This is a genomic window from Vibrio sp. J502 (assembly GCF_025397955.1).
Taxonomy (GTDB): Bacteria; Pseudomonadota; Gammaproteobacteria; order Enterobacterales; family Vibrionaceae; genus Vibrio; species Vibrio anguillarum.
In genome coordinates this window covers 1-17286 of the sequence record NZ_CP104556.1, presented here as the reverse complement: position 1 = coordinate 17286, position 17286 = coordinate 1, and the positions used below count along the sequence as shown (strand labels likewise).

Below are 17286 nucleotides of genomic sequence, written 5' to 3'. Positions count from 1 at the left end.
TGTTGATTCATTGAATGGGAGGTACTTCTAAGGACGAAGTCCTTTTTAAGTTTTCCTCATAGTTAACAGAAATCACGTATTAGAAATATATATGTATTTATTAGATATAAAAGAATAAGCGGGTTTTGCGCATAACTTCATATCAATAGCAGATAAGGAAATCTATCCGATTGCAGATAATAGTGGATAACCAAAACTATCCACAGTGTCGGCCATAGAAAGCCACTGAACGCATTAAAAATAAGTGGGGGAGATATAAACAAGAAGGGAGATCCAGCCGGATCTTGACTTACAGGAACGACAAAGGCCGAGCATGTGCTCGGTTAGGTTTTTATCCAGTTGGATTTATTGAATGGTATCAGGTGGCGGCTGGGTGATGCCTATATCCATGCTATAAAGGCGCTCCCAAACCAACTTGGTAAACTGCTCGCTGTCTAATTTAGCCAACTCATGCGCGGGCATAGACTTAGTTAGGGCCATAGCTACTTCATGTTTACGATCATCCAAGCTCATGCCTGCCAGCTTGTTGCGGCGGCGCTGAGCGCCAGCATTTTGCTTGCGGGCATCCCATGCACGTTTAAAAATCTGCTTACGCTTGCGCATTCTCGCTTCTGCTACCGTGATGATCTCGCCTTCCTCGGTAATACCTACATTACGCAAGGTCAGCTGTTCTTCACGCTGTATATTGAGCTTTTCGAGGTTAGCACCAGCCAAACGGTAAAACTCATCAGTTAGCACCAATACTTTAGGGAACCAAAAGCCATTGGCCTGATCCCACACCATGCCGCTTTTCGGGCTGCCTTGGTCGCCATCAGAATGCACATAAGCCAAACCAAACGGGATCATGACTTCATCAATGAAACGACTGATCCGGCTTACGGTTACTTTGCTTTCTGCAATGTACTGCTCACCCGTTTTCGGGTCAGTCACCCACATTTTGGATAGTTCTAAGGCCATAGCCTCAAGATCGAGCTCAATAATGCCCGTTACCAAGTCATGGCGAGACAAGCAAAGCTGAAAGATAGGATTGATAAGGTTGCGGCGAACGTCTTTAAAATCACGCTGACGGCCAGCAACTTGGCGCAAATGAACAAAGTGGGGATCGCGTGAAATATCGCGCTTACGGCAAAATTTGAAGGTTTTGCCCAGCTCACCTGGCAAATTCTTCCAAGACTCTGGACGAATATAAACAGGTTTAGGGTTTAAGCAACAGGTGCTATGAGCACCACGCTGGCGTTTGTCATGTTGATTGCTTGATTTTAAGTTTATTTTCATAATTTCGTGCTTTCTTACTTTCTTTCTTTTTGTGGTTAACCCAGAAAGGCTTGCAGAAAGAGTGTCCAGCACGTAAAATCAAATTATGGATGGTTGATGACTTTTCGTGCTTTCAACTAATTTCTATAAAAACCCACAGCTTCCAACTGTGGGTTTTTTGCATTTAGCCTACGCTTTGATGGAAATATTACCCTACCATTTCAAACAAGTCACTAGATCCGACGTGAAAACCTTGTATTCATCAATGGCCTAACGAATCTATCAACAACTACAGCCCCTACATAATCCCCATGCTCACTGAATATGCGCTCTATAACGTGACCTAAGTCCCGTTTGGCTTCATGAGGCTCAGGGAATTGCTTTTTTAGACTATCAATCACAATTTCAGCTTTCGCCGTCTGCTCCGTAGTCGCCGTTAATGCTAACTCCTGACACTGACGAATTAACGTTAAAATCTGTTTATCCTTACTTTTCTTTCCCATAGGTTTACCTTAATCGATTGCTAACGTTCTTGCCGATCTAGCACGCTTACGTTCTATTTCTTTAATTTGTCGTGCAACTTCCTGCGCTATAGATTTTTCATCCATACCAGGGGCAGCATGAATATTAAATTCATACACTGGATTACTCGTCACTACCGTTCTATTGCCTGCGGCTGGTAGTGTTTCCGTTTTGGAAACTTTTAGTTGTTCTTGCTGCTGAGTGGCATTAGCTGCCACCGAATTAGACGAAACGGCGGGAACATCCTGAGCCACTTTTTTCACAGTATGGGTGATTTCTTCCCCATCACTACCAAACAAAGCACTCCACGCTGCACCTAGTGTATTTTTCAGCGTTTCAATAGGAGCAAGCACCATTGAGGTGATCCAATCCATTGCGCCTGAAAACATCCCTTTAATACCCTCCCACATGCTCCCAAAAAAGCCGGTGATCGGTTCCCATGCTTGAATAATCAAACCCAGTGGCGACCATGCAAACAGCGTTTTGATAAATTCCCAGCCCATAGCTAAGGTGCTCTTGATTCCATCCCAAGCCCCTGAGAATACCGTTTTAATACCGCCCCACATGTTGGAAAAGAAGCCCGTGATAGGTTCCCAATACTTAATCACCAAAGCCACCACAGCAATCAAGGCCATGACACCTGCAATCACCAAACCGATAGGGTTTGCCATCATTGCTGTATTGAGTGCCCATTGTGCGCCTGTCATGACTGCCGTTCCTGCGGCTAAGGCTTTTTGTACGCCCGACATCATCAGCAACGCACCAGCGGCGGCCACAGTTCTGGTATGGGTTAACACCATTGCTGCGTTTGCGCGAACAGTGGCCGATGTAGTGAACGCCGTAGCAAGGGCTAACGCCTTTTGCGCTCCGCTCATCACTACAGTAGCCGCTGCACTGGCTAAGGTTTTCACGCGACTGACGGCCATAATGGCGGTGTTTTTCAACTGAGTGATATTGAGTATTCCCAGTACCTTTTGACCAAACAGCAACGAATCTGAAAACGCCACATAAGCCAAGCGGCTGGCTATACTCGCCGTTTTGAATGCAATCATGCCCACCACCACGAACGCCAAGACTTGAGACAAGATCGGGAAATTCTCGGTAAAGGCTGCAATTGCCTTTGCACCTTCCCCTAGCACGTCACTGGTATACATAATCGCAGGAACAAATAATGTACCTATCGCTGCCGTCATATTACCAACACGTTGAGCTAATAACTGCATAGACTCAGCGGGGCCCGTAGCAATGGTTGTCGCCATATGCTTGAGGTTCGTCCCACTATCCTGCACCGCTCCAGTCATATTATTAATGTTGCTTTTTAGCGTATCTAACTCTGGGTACATTTGAGTGATCAGCGCCATTGCTTCATCTGAACCAAAGGCTTTTTTCAACTCCATCTTGTCTATATCGGTTAGGGTTTCGCCGTACTTATCCCGCAGCTCTTGCAGAATATCCGGCATAGATAACAGCTGATCGTTAGCATCTAAAAAGCTCAGACCCAATTTTTCACCCGCACCAGCCGCAGAGTTTAGAAAAGATTTATATTTTGTTGCGGCTTCACTGCCACTCATGGTGGCTTGAAGTTGGCCCAGAATACTAAGCTGCTCAGCAAACGGAACGTTTGAAGACGTAGCCGCCGCACCAAGAGCTGAAATAGCCTGTTGCATCTGGCTGCCGTCTGTTTTGAACGCCTGAACACTAGCGGCAATTCCATCACTAAAATACGTACCAAATGCTTTTTCTTTTTCGGCTTGGCTTAGCTTATCCCACCCATCAATAGTTTTAGCGCCAAAGTCTTGGAATTGTTTGTTATAAATCCCGTAACCTGTCGCAAATAAAGAGGTCATTTCTCCAACTGTGGATTTTGTCGCTGTCGCCGTTAGAGCCGCAATTTTAGTAAACTCCCCCACAGCCTCCGCCGACAAGGAGCTAATACCCGATTTAATGTCATAGCTGGCCTTAATGAACTCTGCCTGAGTCGTTCCTGCCCATTGGTTTGAAAACTCTTTTGCTCTTTGAGTGATCGCGGCCACTTCCGAATCATTCAGGCCAAGTGATTGCACTTCGCCTTGAGCACTACTGATCTCGCCTTGAGCATCCACCAACTTTTTAACGCCGAATACCGCAGCCCCTACGCCCACCGCGTCAGTGGCGGCCTTGGTTTTAATATTACTGTTTCGGTCTTTAATCTTACCGATCCGCTCTTGCTGCTTGGCAACTTTGTCCAGCTGGGTTTGCTCTTTTTTCAACTGTTCATTGTAGGCTTGTGTTTCTGTCTTGATCTTACGGGTTGCTTCATTGAGCTTGTTGGTTGAGACACCCGCCGCTGACAATTTACCCCGCAGCTTTTGCAGCTGCTCAGTTTCACCTTGCTGCTGAGTTTTTAGCTTACTAACCGCAGTTTGAGCCTTGTTAAATTCCGCCGTCATTTTGCGGGTTGGCTTGGCCGTGTTCTGCATCTGCTGCGCCAAACGGTTGGCATTAGCTTGGGCTTCTTCCAGTTCTTTACTGGTTTGAGCCGTGGCCGTTTTCAGCTTTCTAAAGTGTTCAATGTCGCTGCTTTGCTGGCCTAATTTCTTAAGGCTGTCTTGTGTAGCCTTAATTTTTTCGCCTGCTTTCGTGGTATGGGTTGTCACCTTCTGAATAGGTGCCGTCAGGTTATCCACCATATCCAATACCAGCGAAAGTTTATGTTTATTTTCACTCATAATTGAACCCCGTAAATACTCGTTTACCCGTTCGCTTTACAGCTTCACGGTTTAGCATCCACAACACTGAATCATACAAATCAAAACAATGAGGATCGTTTTTCGTACCGATGCCACCAGCAATAGGCATCCCATCTCGCACCATATTGGTTATTGTGCGATTTGTTAGCCTAAAAGCACTGGCAAACTCTGCTCGCGTCAACAATGGAGGCCCTGCGTGATTTTTCATAGCCCACCCTCTTTAGAAAATAAAGCGCGACCCACTTCAACAGGATCGTAAACAGGGACAACCCCACGCTTACCGCAAGGTGCAACACCCGCTTCTTTAATTTTCTTCCTTGCTGTATCTCGACAACATCTAAACGTTCGAGCGATTTCGGTAATATTCCATTCCACTCTATCTTTCATTTACACTCCGCCTAATTGCTTAATTACACCTTCAAAACTGCCTAACTTGTGTACCATCCTATTTTTAACGGCAGCTTTACCCATAAGAACGCCACCACGGCCAAAATCCTTGAGTACCGTTGAGCGATTTACCTTCATGTTTCTTGCTACACGATCAATGAACACACCCGCTAAAACATCTAGATGCTTTTGACACTCAGAACGCCCAGCACTAGAGGCTGGATCAAGGTGTTTTTTCGGCGATTGGCTAGAAACAAATTCAATGTTTTCATTCTTCTTGTTACGTTGTAGCGTCATAACAACCCCGATAGAGCCCACGCTGGCTGTTGCATCAATAACAACTTCACTTGCCGAAGATGCCAACCAGTAAGCCGCAGAGCAACCCTGCCCACCGATGTACGCCACTGTCTTTTTCTTAGATCGGCCCGCAAAAATCATCTCTGACATTTCATGAATACCCGACACCTCACCGCCCGGTGAATCAATATCCAACATGATGGCGCTGACACTTGGATCGTTCAGGGCTTGGTTATAATCCTTTGCCAGCAACTGGACACTGGTTCCCCCGCAAATCAATTGAAACAGATTGGCATATCGAGAAATCACCCCGCGAACAGAGATCACCGCAACACGGCCACGCTTTTGCATAGCATGACCCGATTTTGTGCCTACTCGACCTTCTAACGCCATTGGTTGGCTGGAAAGGAGGGCTTCAATACTGGTGTTTCCTGTGATGCCTTCGGCAATATCAGCCATAATTTTTAAGGTGTTATCGTCAACAGCCCAACAAGTGGACTCCAACCAACCCAACGCCAGCATTCGTTTCATTTACAACCTCATTAAATGCAATGGTGATAAAAAACACCGAATATTAATGATCAAAGGATCATTCGGTTTTTTGCTTAATCCCATCTGAAAACGGGCATTTCTCACAGTAAAAACACACCAGTTCGTCACCTCTAAACCCTTTCCCGCTCTGGGATTCGTCACCTTAGTGCCTAGGGTCGTGCTGACGAGCATACAAAATCCGAAAATTAGCCAAACTCCGCGAGCCTACCGCCCGTGGTTGACTCTGATTCTCTCAGGGTCCCCCGTGTTTCCTAGGCTCACAGCCTTCACACCTCGCCAGCCCTTTAAAAATAAGGCTTTAGCGGGTATTTACTCACGGCCAACCACCCCCAAACAATCCAGCCCTCGCGCCTGCTTATATTGTCTACTGTATTAATCTTGCTTGATGGTGCTCTAGCCTTGTTCTGTCTGGGTTCATGCGGTCTGAGCAATATCAATGATCTTCAAATCATCGTGGTCATTGAACAGGTTGAAGAACTCAGGGGATTTTCCTTCTAGCCATTGGTGATAAGTTTGCAGTGCTTGGCTCTTTTGTCGCTCTGCATAGGTATGGATATAAGTCTGATCCAGCTTGTTCATGGCATGATTCAGTAATAGTTCAGCGGTCATGTAATCCACATCCAAATCCATCCATGCGGTACGCGCCAGTTTTCTGAGTGAATGACTACACCAAAGTCCATTACTCACGGTTTTAATCAACTCATTGGCTTTATTACGGCTAATGCAGTTCTGAATTGGTTTATTTGGAAATAAAAATGCACCTTTGTAACCTTGCGAACGCTGCCATGCTCGATACCACTTCAAGAGGTTCATTGCTGTCTCTGTTAATGGGATCGTATGGGCCTGCTTAGTTTTCGTTATGGCTTCTGGGATATTCCAACGACCAGAATCAAAACAGATATGCGCCCATTTAGTACAACGTGTTTCGCCTATGCGAGTGCCATGTAATAACATCATCATTACCAGCATTTGAGTGGGCTTAGCTACGTTCTCAATTGATTTGATCACGGATTCCACTTGCTCAGGTTTAAGCTGTGCAGGTTTAGGGGCTACTTTCATTTCAATAAAATCATTGAACAAATAGCCCGCTACGGGATTAATCCCAATGAGCTTTAATTTATGAGCACGTTTAAAGGCTTGCTTGAACACGCTCCAGACAGAACGCACCGTTGCAATGGAGTAATACCGTTGAAGCGGCCAGAATAACTTTTCATCTAACTGGGAGTGCGTTAATTCAATCAGTTCGCACTCTCCCAACATAGGAATAAGCTGACGTTGGATCGCCCACTTGATCGTGGCGCGTCTTGATGATGTGACCGTGTTGTCTTTGCTGCTGCGCTCGGCATACCATTCCAGTAAATCCAATACCGTTTTAAACTGCTGATTAAGCACTTCATCGTGTAAATTTACGGCTAAGCGGCTTTCATATTCACTCAGGTTCGCGATCACATCCTTTGCTTTCAAATGCGGCCATACACCCAACTTTCTCCAATGGGACTTTCCTTCGGCATTTTTAACAAAGAACCAAGAACCAGATAAGCGATTAGCATGAAATCGAAAGCGCAACGGAAAACGAGGATCACGCAATTCAGAACACTGGCTTTCTACTTGGACTTTTTTAATCGCAGATTCAGAAAAGTTAATCACTTTCGTTGTCATTACTTTCAACCTCATACTTATAATTCAAATGGCCGACCACGGGCATTATCAATATCCCTGTCGGCAGTCGCGGTTTTTCAAGCGCACTCACGACTAACCGCTACCGCTACGACTGCATACGGTACGCAGGGCTGAGGTTAATCAGCCATGACAAACAACCACCAGGCTATTTATTCGTTTAATTCTTCAACCTCATCCACCTCAGGGGGATTAAGAAGGTCTTCACACAACTCAATCATCTGATCGCCAATAGTTTGCATTTCTTTTGGTTCGCGAGTCATCGACACAAAACGGCTCAGGTTTTGATAAAGGTTTTCATCTGTCCCTACTTGCTTACGCAGTTCTTGATACCAACACCCGACAAGATCAGGGATAAAAGAGGTTTCAGATTGGCGGGCATATCGTGTTTCACGAAACTCCGTGCTTACCTGCTTAAATTCTTCTGGTTCCAGTAGTTCGCGAGATTCACCTAATCGATCACCAAATCCAAACTTACCCACCACTTCATCACGCTCTTTCACCAATTGAATAAGAACAGCAATGGCCGTTGTAATTTTTTCATTCAAGTGTTCGTGATTATTCTTATGTTCTTTTGCTGCCTCAGCCAACCCCATAAGCAATAGCTTTCTGCGATCGGCTTTATTAACCGCTTCTTCTTCCTGAATGCGACTAACTTCTATTTCTTCTTGCTCTCGCAATAGCTCCAGTTTGTCCCGTAGCATCGCGCGCTCACGAGTCACTTTATCTAATTCAGTTGCAGAGAGTGACTTAGGTTTCAGCTGCTCTAGGCTTTGACTCGCTTCTGCGATCAACTTGCGAATTTTATCTAATGTCTTGCTCATGGTGGCCTCTAACGATTCAGAATGTTTGTTGGTTTATCGAGAGATTAAAGGATAAATCGGGCGTAACAAGCCCGTAGCACTTAGGGCACATTTATTCCCTGATAGATGTTTATTGCGTGGCTAGATATGGTAGGGATCGCGCTGCTATCACTGTGAATTTACCACCCACTTGCAACGCCAAATATCAAGATTAGATTGAAGATCGTGTAATTGCCTATCCCCGCTATGTACAACTCATAAATTCGCCGTTACATAGCGTGGATATTGGCCTGTGAGAGTTTCACGCACATTTTAATAAACACATTGAATATTTTTGATTGTGATTGTTACTATAGAACTATATCAGTGCGCTTAACGACCGTCCGAAGTCGTTAGAGTTTTTCCCAAAATGGGCCAGCCGATTTCTCTCAAAAATCGAGACTTAAACACCATGTTTAAGTATCTGTACCTGACAGCAAAATCAGAGTGTAACTGTTACTCACAGCCCAAGAGAGTCGCATTTATCCCGTTAAGATAACGTTTTTCAAAACGAGATTTGAACGCTTTGGTGCTCGTTACGCATCATCAGAATTAACCTTTCTGATTAAACATTTAGGTTCGCAATATATGGTGAGATCGGTCAGACCAAAACGGCGAAAAGGTTTAAACAGTGGCGAATAGGCATTGAGTTGTCGCTGAACTCGCAATGAGTCAGTAAAGTTCTTACAAGAGGAATCCCAAGTGTTTGACGAGAAAGCAGAAACGGAACGATTAAAGCAACAAACACGCATCATCAGAAAGAAAACCTACAAGCGTAGGAAGTCACGCCTTGATCGATATAAAGGCGAATTACTGGCTTTGCAAAAAGAGGGCTGCACTACCGCTGAGCTTCAACGCTGGCTGAGAGGAAAACGAATTAAAGTCGTTCATTCCACCGTTGCCCGATGGCTACAGGCTCAACATGGGTAAGTTCGCCAGTGCATCCAAACAAGCCACCAGCGTGATAAAGATGGTTCAAGGCTCAATACTATCTTCCGTTGGCACGGTTAGAAATTATGAACAAGCTCTTACACGGGTAGCGGAATACGCTAAGGCTGAAAAAATTCAAGGTGGCCTAAGAGGCATCACCCCAGTTCAAGCGATCACATACCTAGAGCAGCGCGGCCAAGAAGTGGGACAAAAAACACTTGATATGGAACGCCAAGCAATCCAGTGCATGATGCACCATGTTACCCATTTTCTTGAAGCCTCCGACAAACTCCCCACAATAAAATCAGAGCAAGCCCAAGCATTACAATCCAGAGCCTACACAACGGATCAGGCTAATTTAATCGCCCAGCATCAGAATGAAAAAAATAGCTTGGCTACTCAACTCTCTCTTTCCTCTGGCTTACGTGCTCATGAATTGCTGACCTTACAACCCAGAGAAATACGCGCACCAGATCAGCGGCCAGCTCTCACTTCTAAATGGACGGGCCGAGATGGCGTGATTTATACCGTAGAGGGCAAAGGTGGGCTAGTTCGTGAAGTGCTGATCCCCTCGCATTTGGCTGAGCGCCTAGAAAGCTTGCGGCTACCCTCCCCCGTTCGCATCGAGGATCGCGGCATTTATTACACCTCACACTACGCTGTCACAGGCGGCCAAAAATGGAGTAATTCGTTTTCTGCGGCATCAAAACGGGTTCTGGGATGGTCAGAGGGTGCGCATGGATTACGACACAGTTACGCTCAAGAAAGAATGCACGAGCTACAAAAAGCCGGATTCAATCGTGATTTAGCTCTTGAGACGGTTAGCCAAGAAATGGGGCACTTTCGCCCGGAAATTACAGAGGTTTACCTACGTTGAGAATTTTTATCTTTATTATCGCCGTGGGCGTACTTGCCCAGCTTGGAACCTATGTACATGAGAATATGAGTGCCTTATCCCTACTTGAAATAGGGCAAGTTCAGAAAGAAGTACAAACAGGCTGGCAGTTCTGGAATGGAAAGACAACGGAAGAAGCTCTCTTTGCCACTTTCTACAATAAAACTGACGGCTGGGCTATTGTACTGAGACTATGGCCACTTGCTCTACTGGTTGCAATTTTATGTTTGTTGCTATTTCCAGTAATGCTCTCGCTATTTCAGGATCTTGGCCGCAGAGAGGCACGTAAAAAAGTCAGGGTAGCAGAAGAAAAACTGGCGAAAGCCCTAGAGCGAGCAAAGACAGCTGAAAAACGGGCATTGCAACAAGCGCGTTCAGAATTGACCGATCAGAAAAATGAAGCTCAAAACATGCTGGCTTATGGAGAGCGCCTTACCTCTAAAGCTGAATTGATGAAGCAGGGATTAAATGACCAAATCCAACAAATAAAATGGCAAGCTCAACAGGCAATTAATGAAGCCAATGATCGGGCGGATCTTGCTGAAAAGAAAGCCTTAGATGCTGAGAGCCGAAAACGAAATGCAGCGGCCACCGCAGAACGTCGAAAGAGAAAACTCAAAAAAGCAGAATCCACCAGCTAACACCGTAAATTAACAAAGGTTTCCCTTGAAAATTAGAAAGTTACCCACATATTTCTATTGACGCTACAAATGTTGTGCGTGTTTTTGTGTAAGGAATAATATGTCTGAGCAAAGTTTTTTATGTACGTATTCTGTGAAAACAAGAGATAAATCCACCTATGAGGAAGAACGGCAAGCACAAGCAAATGCCGATAACATTAGGCGCGATATCAGAAATGTTGATGGCTGGGAAACTATAGATGGTATAGAGACGACCATTACCGGAAGTTTATACCTAAGCGGCACCATAACTCAAAAGAGAGCAGTAGCAAAAGACACCATAAAATCTAAAATGCGCGAAATAGTAGACGAATATGACGCTTACTGTGACGTAGATATTGAGTGCGCATTTATGGTTGATGGATTAGGTGAAATAATTACATTCTCAATTTAGTTTTCTAAGGTCACTTAGTGACCTTTTTAAGCGCTTATCTTTTGGTTTACGAATTCAAACCTTAGTTTGGCATTATTCAACTTGTTTCGCCTCAGGAACAATGTAATTTTATCTTTATCGCAACGAACCCCATCACTATTAAGCTTTTCAGCAAGAAAAGCTGCTCCCCATTTAGGGTTCTCATAAATTAACTTCATGAGTTTCTCTGAAAGGTCACTCGAAAATTCAACCGTTAACGGCTTTCCTTTAGACGGGAGCGCAAATCCATATCGTTTACATACATCGGGGGCCAGTTCTTTGATCCGGTTGTAAGAGGGGCACTTTAGTCCTTGCTCAAAAAGGTTTGATTCAACTTCACGATGTAACAGCTCATAAGTCCAAACCACGCCCTCACTGTCAAACTTACACAGCTCCTCTTGAATAGCAGTGTTCCAAATTGGCAACAAGAATCGAGCATCCCCTCTTGGCCCTTGAGCACTTTCCCTATTTTTTTGAGTTTTAATACGATCCGACATTGGCCCAGAAATAGACATTGCTCTAAAAAGTCCTACCATATTAGCCAGAATGCCCCCCCAACCTTCTTTTTCATTGTCATAGAAAAACTGAGCCATATTAATCAACTCTTGCTCATGCCCTTTTACTGCATCCTCTAATAGAGCAAAGTCACCACTCCTTTGAATAATTTCTATCGCTCTAGCTTCTTGCCAACAACTCATTCCCGCAGCCCGTTCATTAATAGAAAAGTAGTGCATGGCTAGCTGATTTAATGTTTTTGCCTCTATTGCTTCATCTTTTTCATAAGACTTCATAGGAAAAACCCTTTGCTTTTAATCTCTTGTTAACTTTGGAAATAGTATGCCTTGAGCAGCCAATTAAGCGTTCTATGTAGTTGTAGCTTTTCCCATCGACAAGCAAGCCTTCAATTTTATTATGTAGCTCTTTGTTTTCTTTGCGGCCTCGATACTTGCCCATAGCTTTAGCTTTTTGTACGCCTTGGGCTTGCCTACGGCGGCGATCTTCATAGTCTTTGCGAGCAACGGCGGCTAACATATCTAACATCATGTCATTCAATGCTGAAAACATACGTTCAGTGAACTGATCGCCTCCTTTCATGAACTGGTAACTGGTAGGCAGATCGAGAGAAACAACTCGTATCCCTTTCGAGCCTATCAATTGCTTTAACGTGTTCCAGTCCTCAGCATTTAGTCGGCTAATTCTATCAACCTGCTCAACCAACAACACATCACCTTGCTGGGCTACATCTAACAGCCGGAATAACTCAGGACGTTTTAAGCTCGCGCCAGATTCATTTTCCTCAAACCAACAAGCAATCTTGAACCCTTGCAGCTCTGCAAACTCTACCAGCTGGCTTTTCGCTCGTCCGGCATCTTGTTCACTTGTAGATGCTCTCAAATAGCCATAAACACGCATGAATCACCCTAGTGCATTTTATATTAGTGCTGTTAACTAGGTGCATTATACATTAAAATATAGGAAATAATGCACCACTTTAACTAAGTGCATTAAGGGTGTACTTAAAATGCACCAACAAAAAGAAACACACGCAATGTGTAAGCGTTAAAAGCTCCGAATCACTAGAAATAATGCGTATTTCAAGGTAAAAAGAGCGGATCACACCGTGTGTACTGTTATTATTTGTAAAACAATCAGATTTGAATCAAGGGGCTAATTATGGCGACCATTATTATCAAGAAAAAACGCAAACTGGTTACGCCAGAGCCTAGCACCACATCAACACCCGCTAAAAAGCTCTCGTTAAAACCAAAACCTAAAGAATCACCAAAGAAAAAAATAGAAACTAAGAAAAACGAGACAAGCAAAGCTGAATTAACGCCAGAACAACGCACTTACATAAACAACGCCAAAGCAATCAACGCCAAAATAAAAAGCATCAAACGAGCTAAACGTTGGTTAATGGATACGTGGCCGAAAGTATTTGATTATGATGATTTTAAGCCCTTAGCAATAGGGATTAACAAGATAGTCGCTGAGCAATATCGACAAGATAGAGATAACGGTAAAGATCTCGGATTTGGTTGGAAACACCTTGCAACAAGCCTTGACCGATGGGTAAAGAAAAAAGCTTATATTGAAGCATTAAAAACGGGTACACATCGCTACAACTTAGATGGTACTCAAAGTGAGGAAATCTTGGAGGAACATAGAGTTTCTGATCGACAAAAAGATAAGAAATCTTAATTTCCCCAACTTGTGACCAGTCACAAAGGCCATGCAAATGAAATGCATGGCCTTTTCTTTGTTAATTAAATATTGCTTAATAGCGCCAATATAATCCTAAGTGTTACTTCTATAATATTTAGAATCACTTGTGTCATGCATTCACCCTCGTAGTTTATGGGCCTCCCATTATTCACAAGCTAATATCCAACGCATCAACATTTAAATTTAATGTTTAGATTGCTGTAGGTTTTCCGTTAAGGCCATCAGGTTGGCTTCCAGCTTATCAGCACGGCTATTGGCACGGCCCAGCTCTGCATTCACTTGTTTCATTTCGGCTTGACTGGCTTTCAGGTCAGATTCTAGCTTGGTAGCCTTCTCTTGACTCACGGCGGCTTGTTTGTCTTTTTCGGTAATAGCCTGCTTGGCCTCTTTTAGCTGTTCGGTCACGGCTTCAAGTTTGGCACTGGTTGTGGCTATGGTGCGATCTTGTTGGTTGCATTGCTGGCCCAGCTCTGCCCCACGTTGTTTCTCAGTGGTTAGTTGCTGCTTAGTTTCAGCCACCAGCTCTTGGCTAGTTTTAAGCTGAGCATTCAAGCCAGTGGCTTGTTCATGGGCAGCTTTAAGATCACCCGCCAGTTCATTGTTTTGCTTGTTCACTGCGGCCAGCTGAACTTGCAGCTGCTCACCATGCTTATGCTCGGCGGCCAATTCACTGCGGAGTTCTTGAGCCTGCTTATCCACGGCAAGTTTATCTTGTTGCAGGTTATCAATGCGCTGGGCTTGCTGATCGGCGCGTTCTGTTAGGGTGGAAAGATCCATGCTCTGCTGCTGTAGCTGTTTGCGAGTGTCGGCAAGCTCAGCTTGCAGGCGCTCAACCTCATCCGCTTGGCGGTCAATTTCGCCCATGTAACTTTCAGCCTCAGCTTTTAGCTGGGCGCGTTCACGGTCAAAGGTGGCTTGTTCAGCCTTGAGTATCGCTTGAGATTCGCGGGCAAGCTCAGCCCAAACAGGGCGCAACACAGCCAGCAAACGTTCTTCTGGCATATCAGGCAAGGATTCCACCGCCTCCGCAGAACGTTGCTCACGCCATGCTTTCAGGTGCGGTGTAATACTACTCAAGCTCCCACGGCTTTCATTCATTTCACGGATCTTGAGGTTGGTTGGGTCTATGCCCTGTGCCACCAGCTGATCAGCAAGGTCAAAAACAAGTTCTTTGGTTATCTTCTCGGCCATCGGTTTCACCTTAATTGTAATTATGTAATGTAATGGTGTAATACATTACATAATTACATTACAATTTTCAAGAAATATATGCACTCAAGGGGGTAGCACCAAAGAACTTCAATTAGGAGGGATAGAAAGCAGGCATAAAAAAACCCGCACAAGGCGGGTCAAAAATAATTTTTTATTCAGTTAGTCTTTCTTGCGGTTGTTACTGTTAATGTTGATGCTAATGTTTCCGATCGTAATCTTCACACTCACAGCCAACACTAGAGCAGCAATCAAAGCACAAATGACAATCGTTGAACTGATGATCATTGGTTACTCTCCAATATCTGGAGCCGTAGCGAAGAATCAACTTCTAACCGACTTGAAACTTTGCAAGATGTACTAAGTCGAGTACAGCATACGACTGATAGATTTATGAAATCCATTCTATAGGTTAGAAACTGGCTACCACACCAGCCGAACGGGACATAAAGGGCAGAACATAGTCCCACCCTAACAATGCAAAAGCATTGTTAGGGTGTCTAAAGTCAAAATGAAGACTTACTTAGCAGATTGATTATATAGGGGAAATGTTAGCTTTAATAGTTTTCCATTTGCCAGATACAAAAAAACCGCCGATAGGGCGGTTTCTTTGTATCTGGTAACTAAGCAGTGGTAGGTGCTTAGTTATATGCTGTACTCGACTTAGCAAGATCAGTATATGACGGAGGTGTCAGTATTGCAACTCCTTACCTTGTTGTTACTTCATTTGGCAGGTTTCATACTGGCCTTGTCGATATTCTTCTTCATAATCTTCTCAATCTCAGTGGCAGCCTCGGTTAACATTAGCATTACCTCCATATAATCCCCTTGTTCAAGGTTATCTGGGCTTGAATCAAACGCCATAGAGGTTATCGCCTTGATTCTTTTTGCTAGTCTTAAAACCCTAATATCATCTTCGATCATGTGGGTTCCTTCATGCCAGGCGAATTGCTTTAGGGCGTTCTTGCTTGGATGACAGTTCGCTCGACTCTAAAATTTGTTCTATTTCACAAGCAGACTCAAGCATAACCTGCATTACTTGCTGCAAAGACTCGTTATCCATTTCGGTTGGACTTCCATCACAGCCAAGTGCGGCCATTCCTTTTACGCGTTTAACTAATGAGCGCAAACGTAATTCATTATCTTTCATGAGGTTTATTCCTTGTTTGCTAATTGATACGCTTTAATTTCAGCTAAAACACGGCGAAAATCCGCACCGGTCATAGCACCAAGGTGAATTGCTTTGCGATTTTGAAACGCGGTGATAAGATCACGGGTATAGTGACTCATTAGAATATCCTTCTGTTGTGGTTACTTACGCCGCCCGTGGTCGCCAAACTTCCGGGTGGCGTTTTTAAGTTCAATTACTCACTGTCTCGCTCTAACTGTTGAGCTAACGCGTAAACCATATAGCTATTAAGACTGCCATGTACTTTTCCATTTCCTTTTAACTCATCAAATTCATCTTTCAACTTTGTTGGAATTCCTCGAATAGTTTTATTGAACACCTCGGATTTTACCTCATCAGACATTACTGGTTTACTATCAGAGATATGTCCTATTCCGCGCTTTGCCATATAAACACCTTGCATTAAATTAATATCAAATATACATCAAAAAGATATCATTTCAATATCTTTATAGTTTCTTTTTGATTTCTTTTGTTAGTTTTGAGAAGTCTGCGGCAATAGTCCCAGATTTAACTGGTAACCCTTTAAAAGCTGCTTTCGGTAGGCTTGCCGACTGTGGGATCACATTAGGCATTCTCTCTAAATGCTTTAGCCCACCAATTAACTCATCAAAATCATCAAACGAGCGGCGACTATGATGTACGCGATTTAACAAAGCATATGCCACAAGATGCTCCTTAACACTCTCACTTACATCAGCCATTATCTTATCGAAATCTAATAAGCGAAGTTGATCGGATGGATCGTCACTCGTAGGTGTCAAAATAAAATCAGACTGACTTAACGCGATTCGATTGAGGGTTGAATCAAACCCCCCAGTATCCACAAAAACTAATTTACTCTCATCTTCAAACCATTCGAGCAGTTGTGCTTTTTCCTGCGTTCTGTGGATTTCAAGATTACCTCCCAGTCGATTTATATCACTCAAGCCTTTATGAAAATCTAAATCAATAATGAAATCTGGTTGTAAATGGTGAATTAAATTTAATGAAACTGTTGTCTTCCCAGTTCCACCTTTTGAGTTTGCGACACAAATTACAGGCATACACCCCCCTTACATATCAATTTGATACCTTAAAGATATCATAAAGATTCCCAAATGATTTCTTTTTATTTGAATTCATTGCAGTTGCTCACAATTGATTCCATTTATATTTTGACTTTCACCTGCTAGGCATCTCTCGCTCTTGTACACTCTTATATTGAACGAAGTGAAATATACAAAGCAAACTACCACTAAACTCAAAATAATAGCTGTATGGTCGTTATACGCATTAACTAGCGGCATTTAGAAAGCCTTTTCCCTGCTAAGCCAGCTCTTTGCAGGAGGTGGAAATAAACTCTGGATCTTCCTGTCGAATGACAAAAGAAAGAATCAACGCGTTCTTTTGCTTTCAGTTGGAATAGTAGGTTAGTTGGTTATATGGCTTATAGGTGCCTCGACGGGGCCCGTTCAATGCTCGTTGAACTAAAGGGATAGTCAA

General features: G+C 43.8%; 21 protein-coding genes. 5 read left to right on the top strand and 16 right to left on the bottom strand.

The features are described 5' to 3' along the window. Nucleotides 1–345: 345 nt before the first annotated feature. The 8 genes from repA to N5E84_RS21155 all read right to left on the bottom strand — a co-directional run bounded on the left by repA (nucleotide 346) and on the right by N5E84_RS21155 (nucleotide 8242). Nucleotides 346–1275, bottom strand: coding sequence for a plasmid replication initiator RepA (gene repA, locus N5E84_RS21190; protein ID WP_116285246.1), 930 nt, complete (start codon nucleotides 1273–1275; stop codon nucleotides 346–348). A 212-nt stretch (nucleotides 1276–1487) separates the two neighbouring features. Then, nucleotides 1488–1757 (bottom strand): hypothetical protein, encoded by a 270-nt coding sequence (locus tag N5E84_RS21185; RefSeq protein ID WP_106223248.1) that lies wholly within the window; start codon nucleotides 1755–1757, stop codon nucleotides 1488–1490. A gap of 9 nt (nucleotides 1758–1766) precedes the next feature. Next, nucleotides 1767–4484 carry a phage tail tape measure protein gene (locus N5E84_RS21180; protein ID WP_116285247.1) on the bottom strand — a complete coding sequence of 906 codons (2718 nt, stop codon included), beginning with the start codon at nucleotides 4482–4484 and terminating at the stop codon, nucleotides 1767–1769. After that, nucleotides 4477–4713 (bottom strand): hypothetical protein, encoded by a 237-nt coding sequence (locus N5E84_RS21175; protein ID WP_017085707.1) that lies wholly within the window; start codon nucleotides 4711–4713, stop codon nucleotides 4477–4479. Before N5E84_RS21175 ends, N5E84_RS21180 begins: the two co-directional genes overlap by 8 nt. Further along, nucleotides 4710–4892 carry a hypothetical protein gene (locus N5E84_RS21170; protein ID WP_116285227.1) on the bottom strand — a complete coding sequence of 61 codons (183 nt, stop codon included), beginning with the start codon at nucleotides 4890–4892 and terminating at the stop codon, nucleotides 4710–4712. The genes N5E84_RS21175 and N5E84_RS21170 overlap by 4 nt, the downstream gene beginning before the upstream one ends. Continuing rightward, entirely contained in the window at nucleotides 4893–5720 is an 828-nt protein-coding gene (locus N5E84_RS21165) for a S49 family peptidase (protein ID WP_116285229.1), read from the bottom strand. A 435-nt stretch (nucleotides 5721–6155) separates the two neighbouring features. After that, entirely contained in the window at nucleotides 6156–7400 is a 1245-nt protein-coding gene (locus N5E84_RS21160) for a tyrosine-type recombinase/integrase (protein ID WP_017085704.1), read from the bottom strand. A gap of 170 nt (nucleotides 7401–7570) precedes the next feature. Then, a complete protein-coding gene (locus N5E84_RS21155) occupies nucleotides 7571–8242 on the bottom strand; it encodes a hypothetical protein (protein WP_106223562.1) in 672 nt (223 codons plus the stop codon). Between the two features lie 720 nt (nucleotides 8243–8962). Here N5E84_RS21155 and N5E84_RS21150 point away from each other — a divergent pair. From N5E84_RS21150 to N5E84_RS21135, 4 genes are all read left to right on the top strand, one after another. Continuing rightward, entirely contained in the window at nucleotides 8963–9190 is a 228-nt protein-coding gene (locus N5E84_RS21150) for a hypothetical protein (RefSeq protein WP_029798964.1), read from the top strand. After that, on the top strand, nucleotides 9183–10067 hold the full coding sequence (locus N5E84_RS21145) for a site-specific integrase (RefSeq protein WP_106223561.1): 885 nt from the start codon (nucleotides 9183–9185) through the stop codon (nucleotides 10065–10067). The genes N5E84_RS21150 and N5E84_RS21145 overlap by 8 nt, the downstream gene beginning before the upstream one ends. Then, entirely contained in the window at nucleotides 10064–10726 is a 663-nt protein-coding gene (locus N5E84_RS21140; RefSeq protein ID WP_116285230.1) for a hypothetical protein, read from the top strand. Before N5E84_RS21145 ends, N5E84_RS21140 begins: the two co-directional genes overlap by 4 nt. A 100-nt stretch (nucleotides 10727–10826) precedes the next feature. After that, a complete protein-coding gene (locus N5E84_RS21135) occupies nucleotides 10827–11159 on the top strand; it encodes a hypothetical protein (protein ID WP_116285231.1) in 333 nt (110 codons plus the stop codon). Nucleotides 11160–11185: 26 nt separating this feature from the next. On the opposite strand, the gene N5E84_RS21130 is transcribed toward N5E84_RS21135, so the two are convergent. Beyond that, nucleotides 11186–11968, bottom strand: coding sequence for a hypothetical protein (locus N5E84_RS21130; RefSeq protein WP_116285233.1), 783 nt, complete (start codon nucleotides 11966–11968; stop codon nucleotides 11186–11188). Continuing rightward, complete coding sequence (locus N5E84_RS21125) at nucleotides 11955–12590, bottom strand: recombinase family protein (protein WP_116285234.1); 636 nt, start codon at nucleotides 12588–12590, stop codon at nucleotides 11955–11957. Before N5E84_RS21125 ends, N5E84_RS21130 begins: the two co-directional genes overlap by 14 nt. A gap of 261 nt (nucleotides 12591–12851) precedes the next feature. Here N5E84_RS21125 and N5E84_RS21120 point away from each other — a divergent pair, with 261 nt between their 5' ends. Then, nucleotides 12852–13379 carry a ProQ/FINO family protein gene (locus N5E84_RS21120; RefSeq protein WP_017085697.1) on the top strand — a complete coding sequence of 176 codons (528 nt, stop codon included), beginning with the start codon at nucleotides 12852–12854 and terminating at the stop codon, nucleotides 13377–13379. Between the two features lie 207 nt (nucleotides 13380–13586). Here N5E84_RS21120 and N5E84_RS21115 read toward each other — a convergent pair whose 3' ends face one another. The 6 genes from N5E84_RS21115 to N5E84_RS21090 form a co-directional block, all read right to left on the bottom strand. Beyond that, complete coding sequence (locus N5E84_RS21115) at nucleotides 13587–14594, bottom strand: DNA-binding protein (RefSeq protein WP_116285236.1); 1008 nt, start codon at nucleotides 14592–14594, stop codon at nucleotides 13587–13589. Nucleotides 14595–15335: 741 nt separating this feature from the next. After that, entirely contained in the window at nucleotides 15336–15536 is a 201-nt protein-coding gene (locus N5E84_RS21110; protein ID WP_017085694.1) for a hypothetical protein, read from the bottom strand. Between the two features lie 10 nt (nucleotides 15537–15546). Next, complete coding sequence (locus tag N5E84_RS21105; protein ID WP_017085693.1) at nucleotides 15547–15762, bottom strand: hypothetical protein; 216 nt, start codon at nucleotides 15760–15762, stop codon at nucleotides 15547–15549. A 5-nt stretch (nucleotides 15763–15767) separates the two neighbouring features. Next, the gene (locus tag N5E84_RS21100) at nucleotides 15768–15902 is read right to left on the bottom strand and encodes a hypothetical protein (protein ID WP_017085692.1); all 135 of its coding nucleotides are present in this window, start codon (nucleotides 15900–15902) and stop codon (nucleotides 15768–15770) included. A 74-nt stretch (nucleotides 15903–15976) separates the two neighbouring features. Then, the gene (locus N5E84_RS21095; protein WP_017085691.1) at nucleotides 15977–16189 is read right to left on the bottom strand and encodes a hypothetical protein; all 213 of its coding nucleotides are present in this window, start codon (nucleotides 16187–16189) and stop codon (nucleotides 15977–15979) included. Nucleotides 16190–16250: 61 nt separating this feature from the next. Continuing rightward, entirely contained in the window at nucleotides 16251–16847 is a 597-nt protein-coding gene (locus N5E84_RS21090) for a ParA family protein (protein WP_116285223.1), read from the bottom strand. Between the last annotated feature and the right edge of the window lie 439 nt (nucleotides 16848–17286).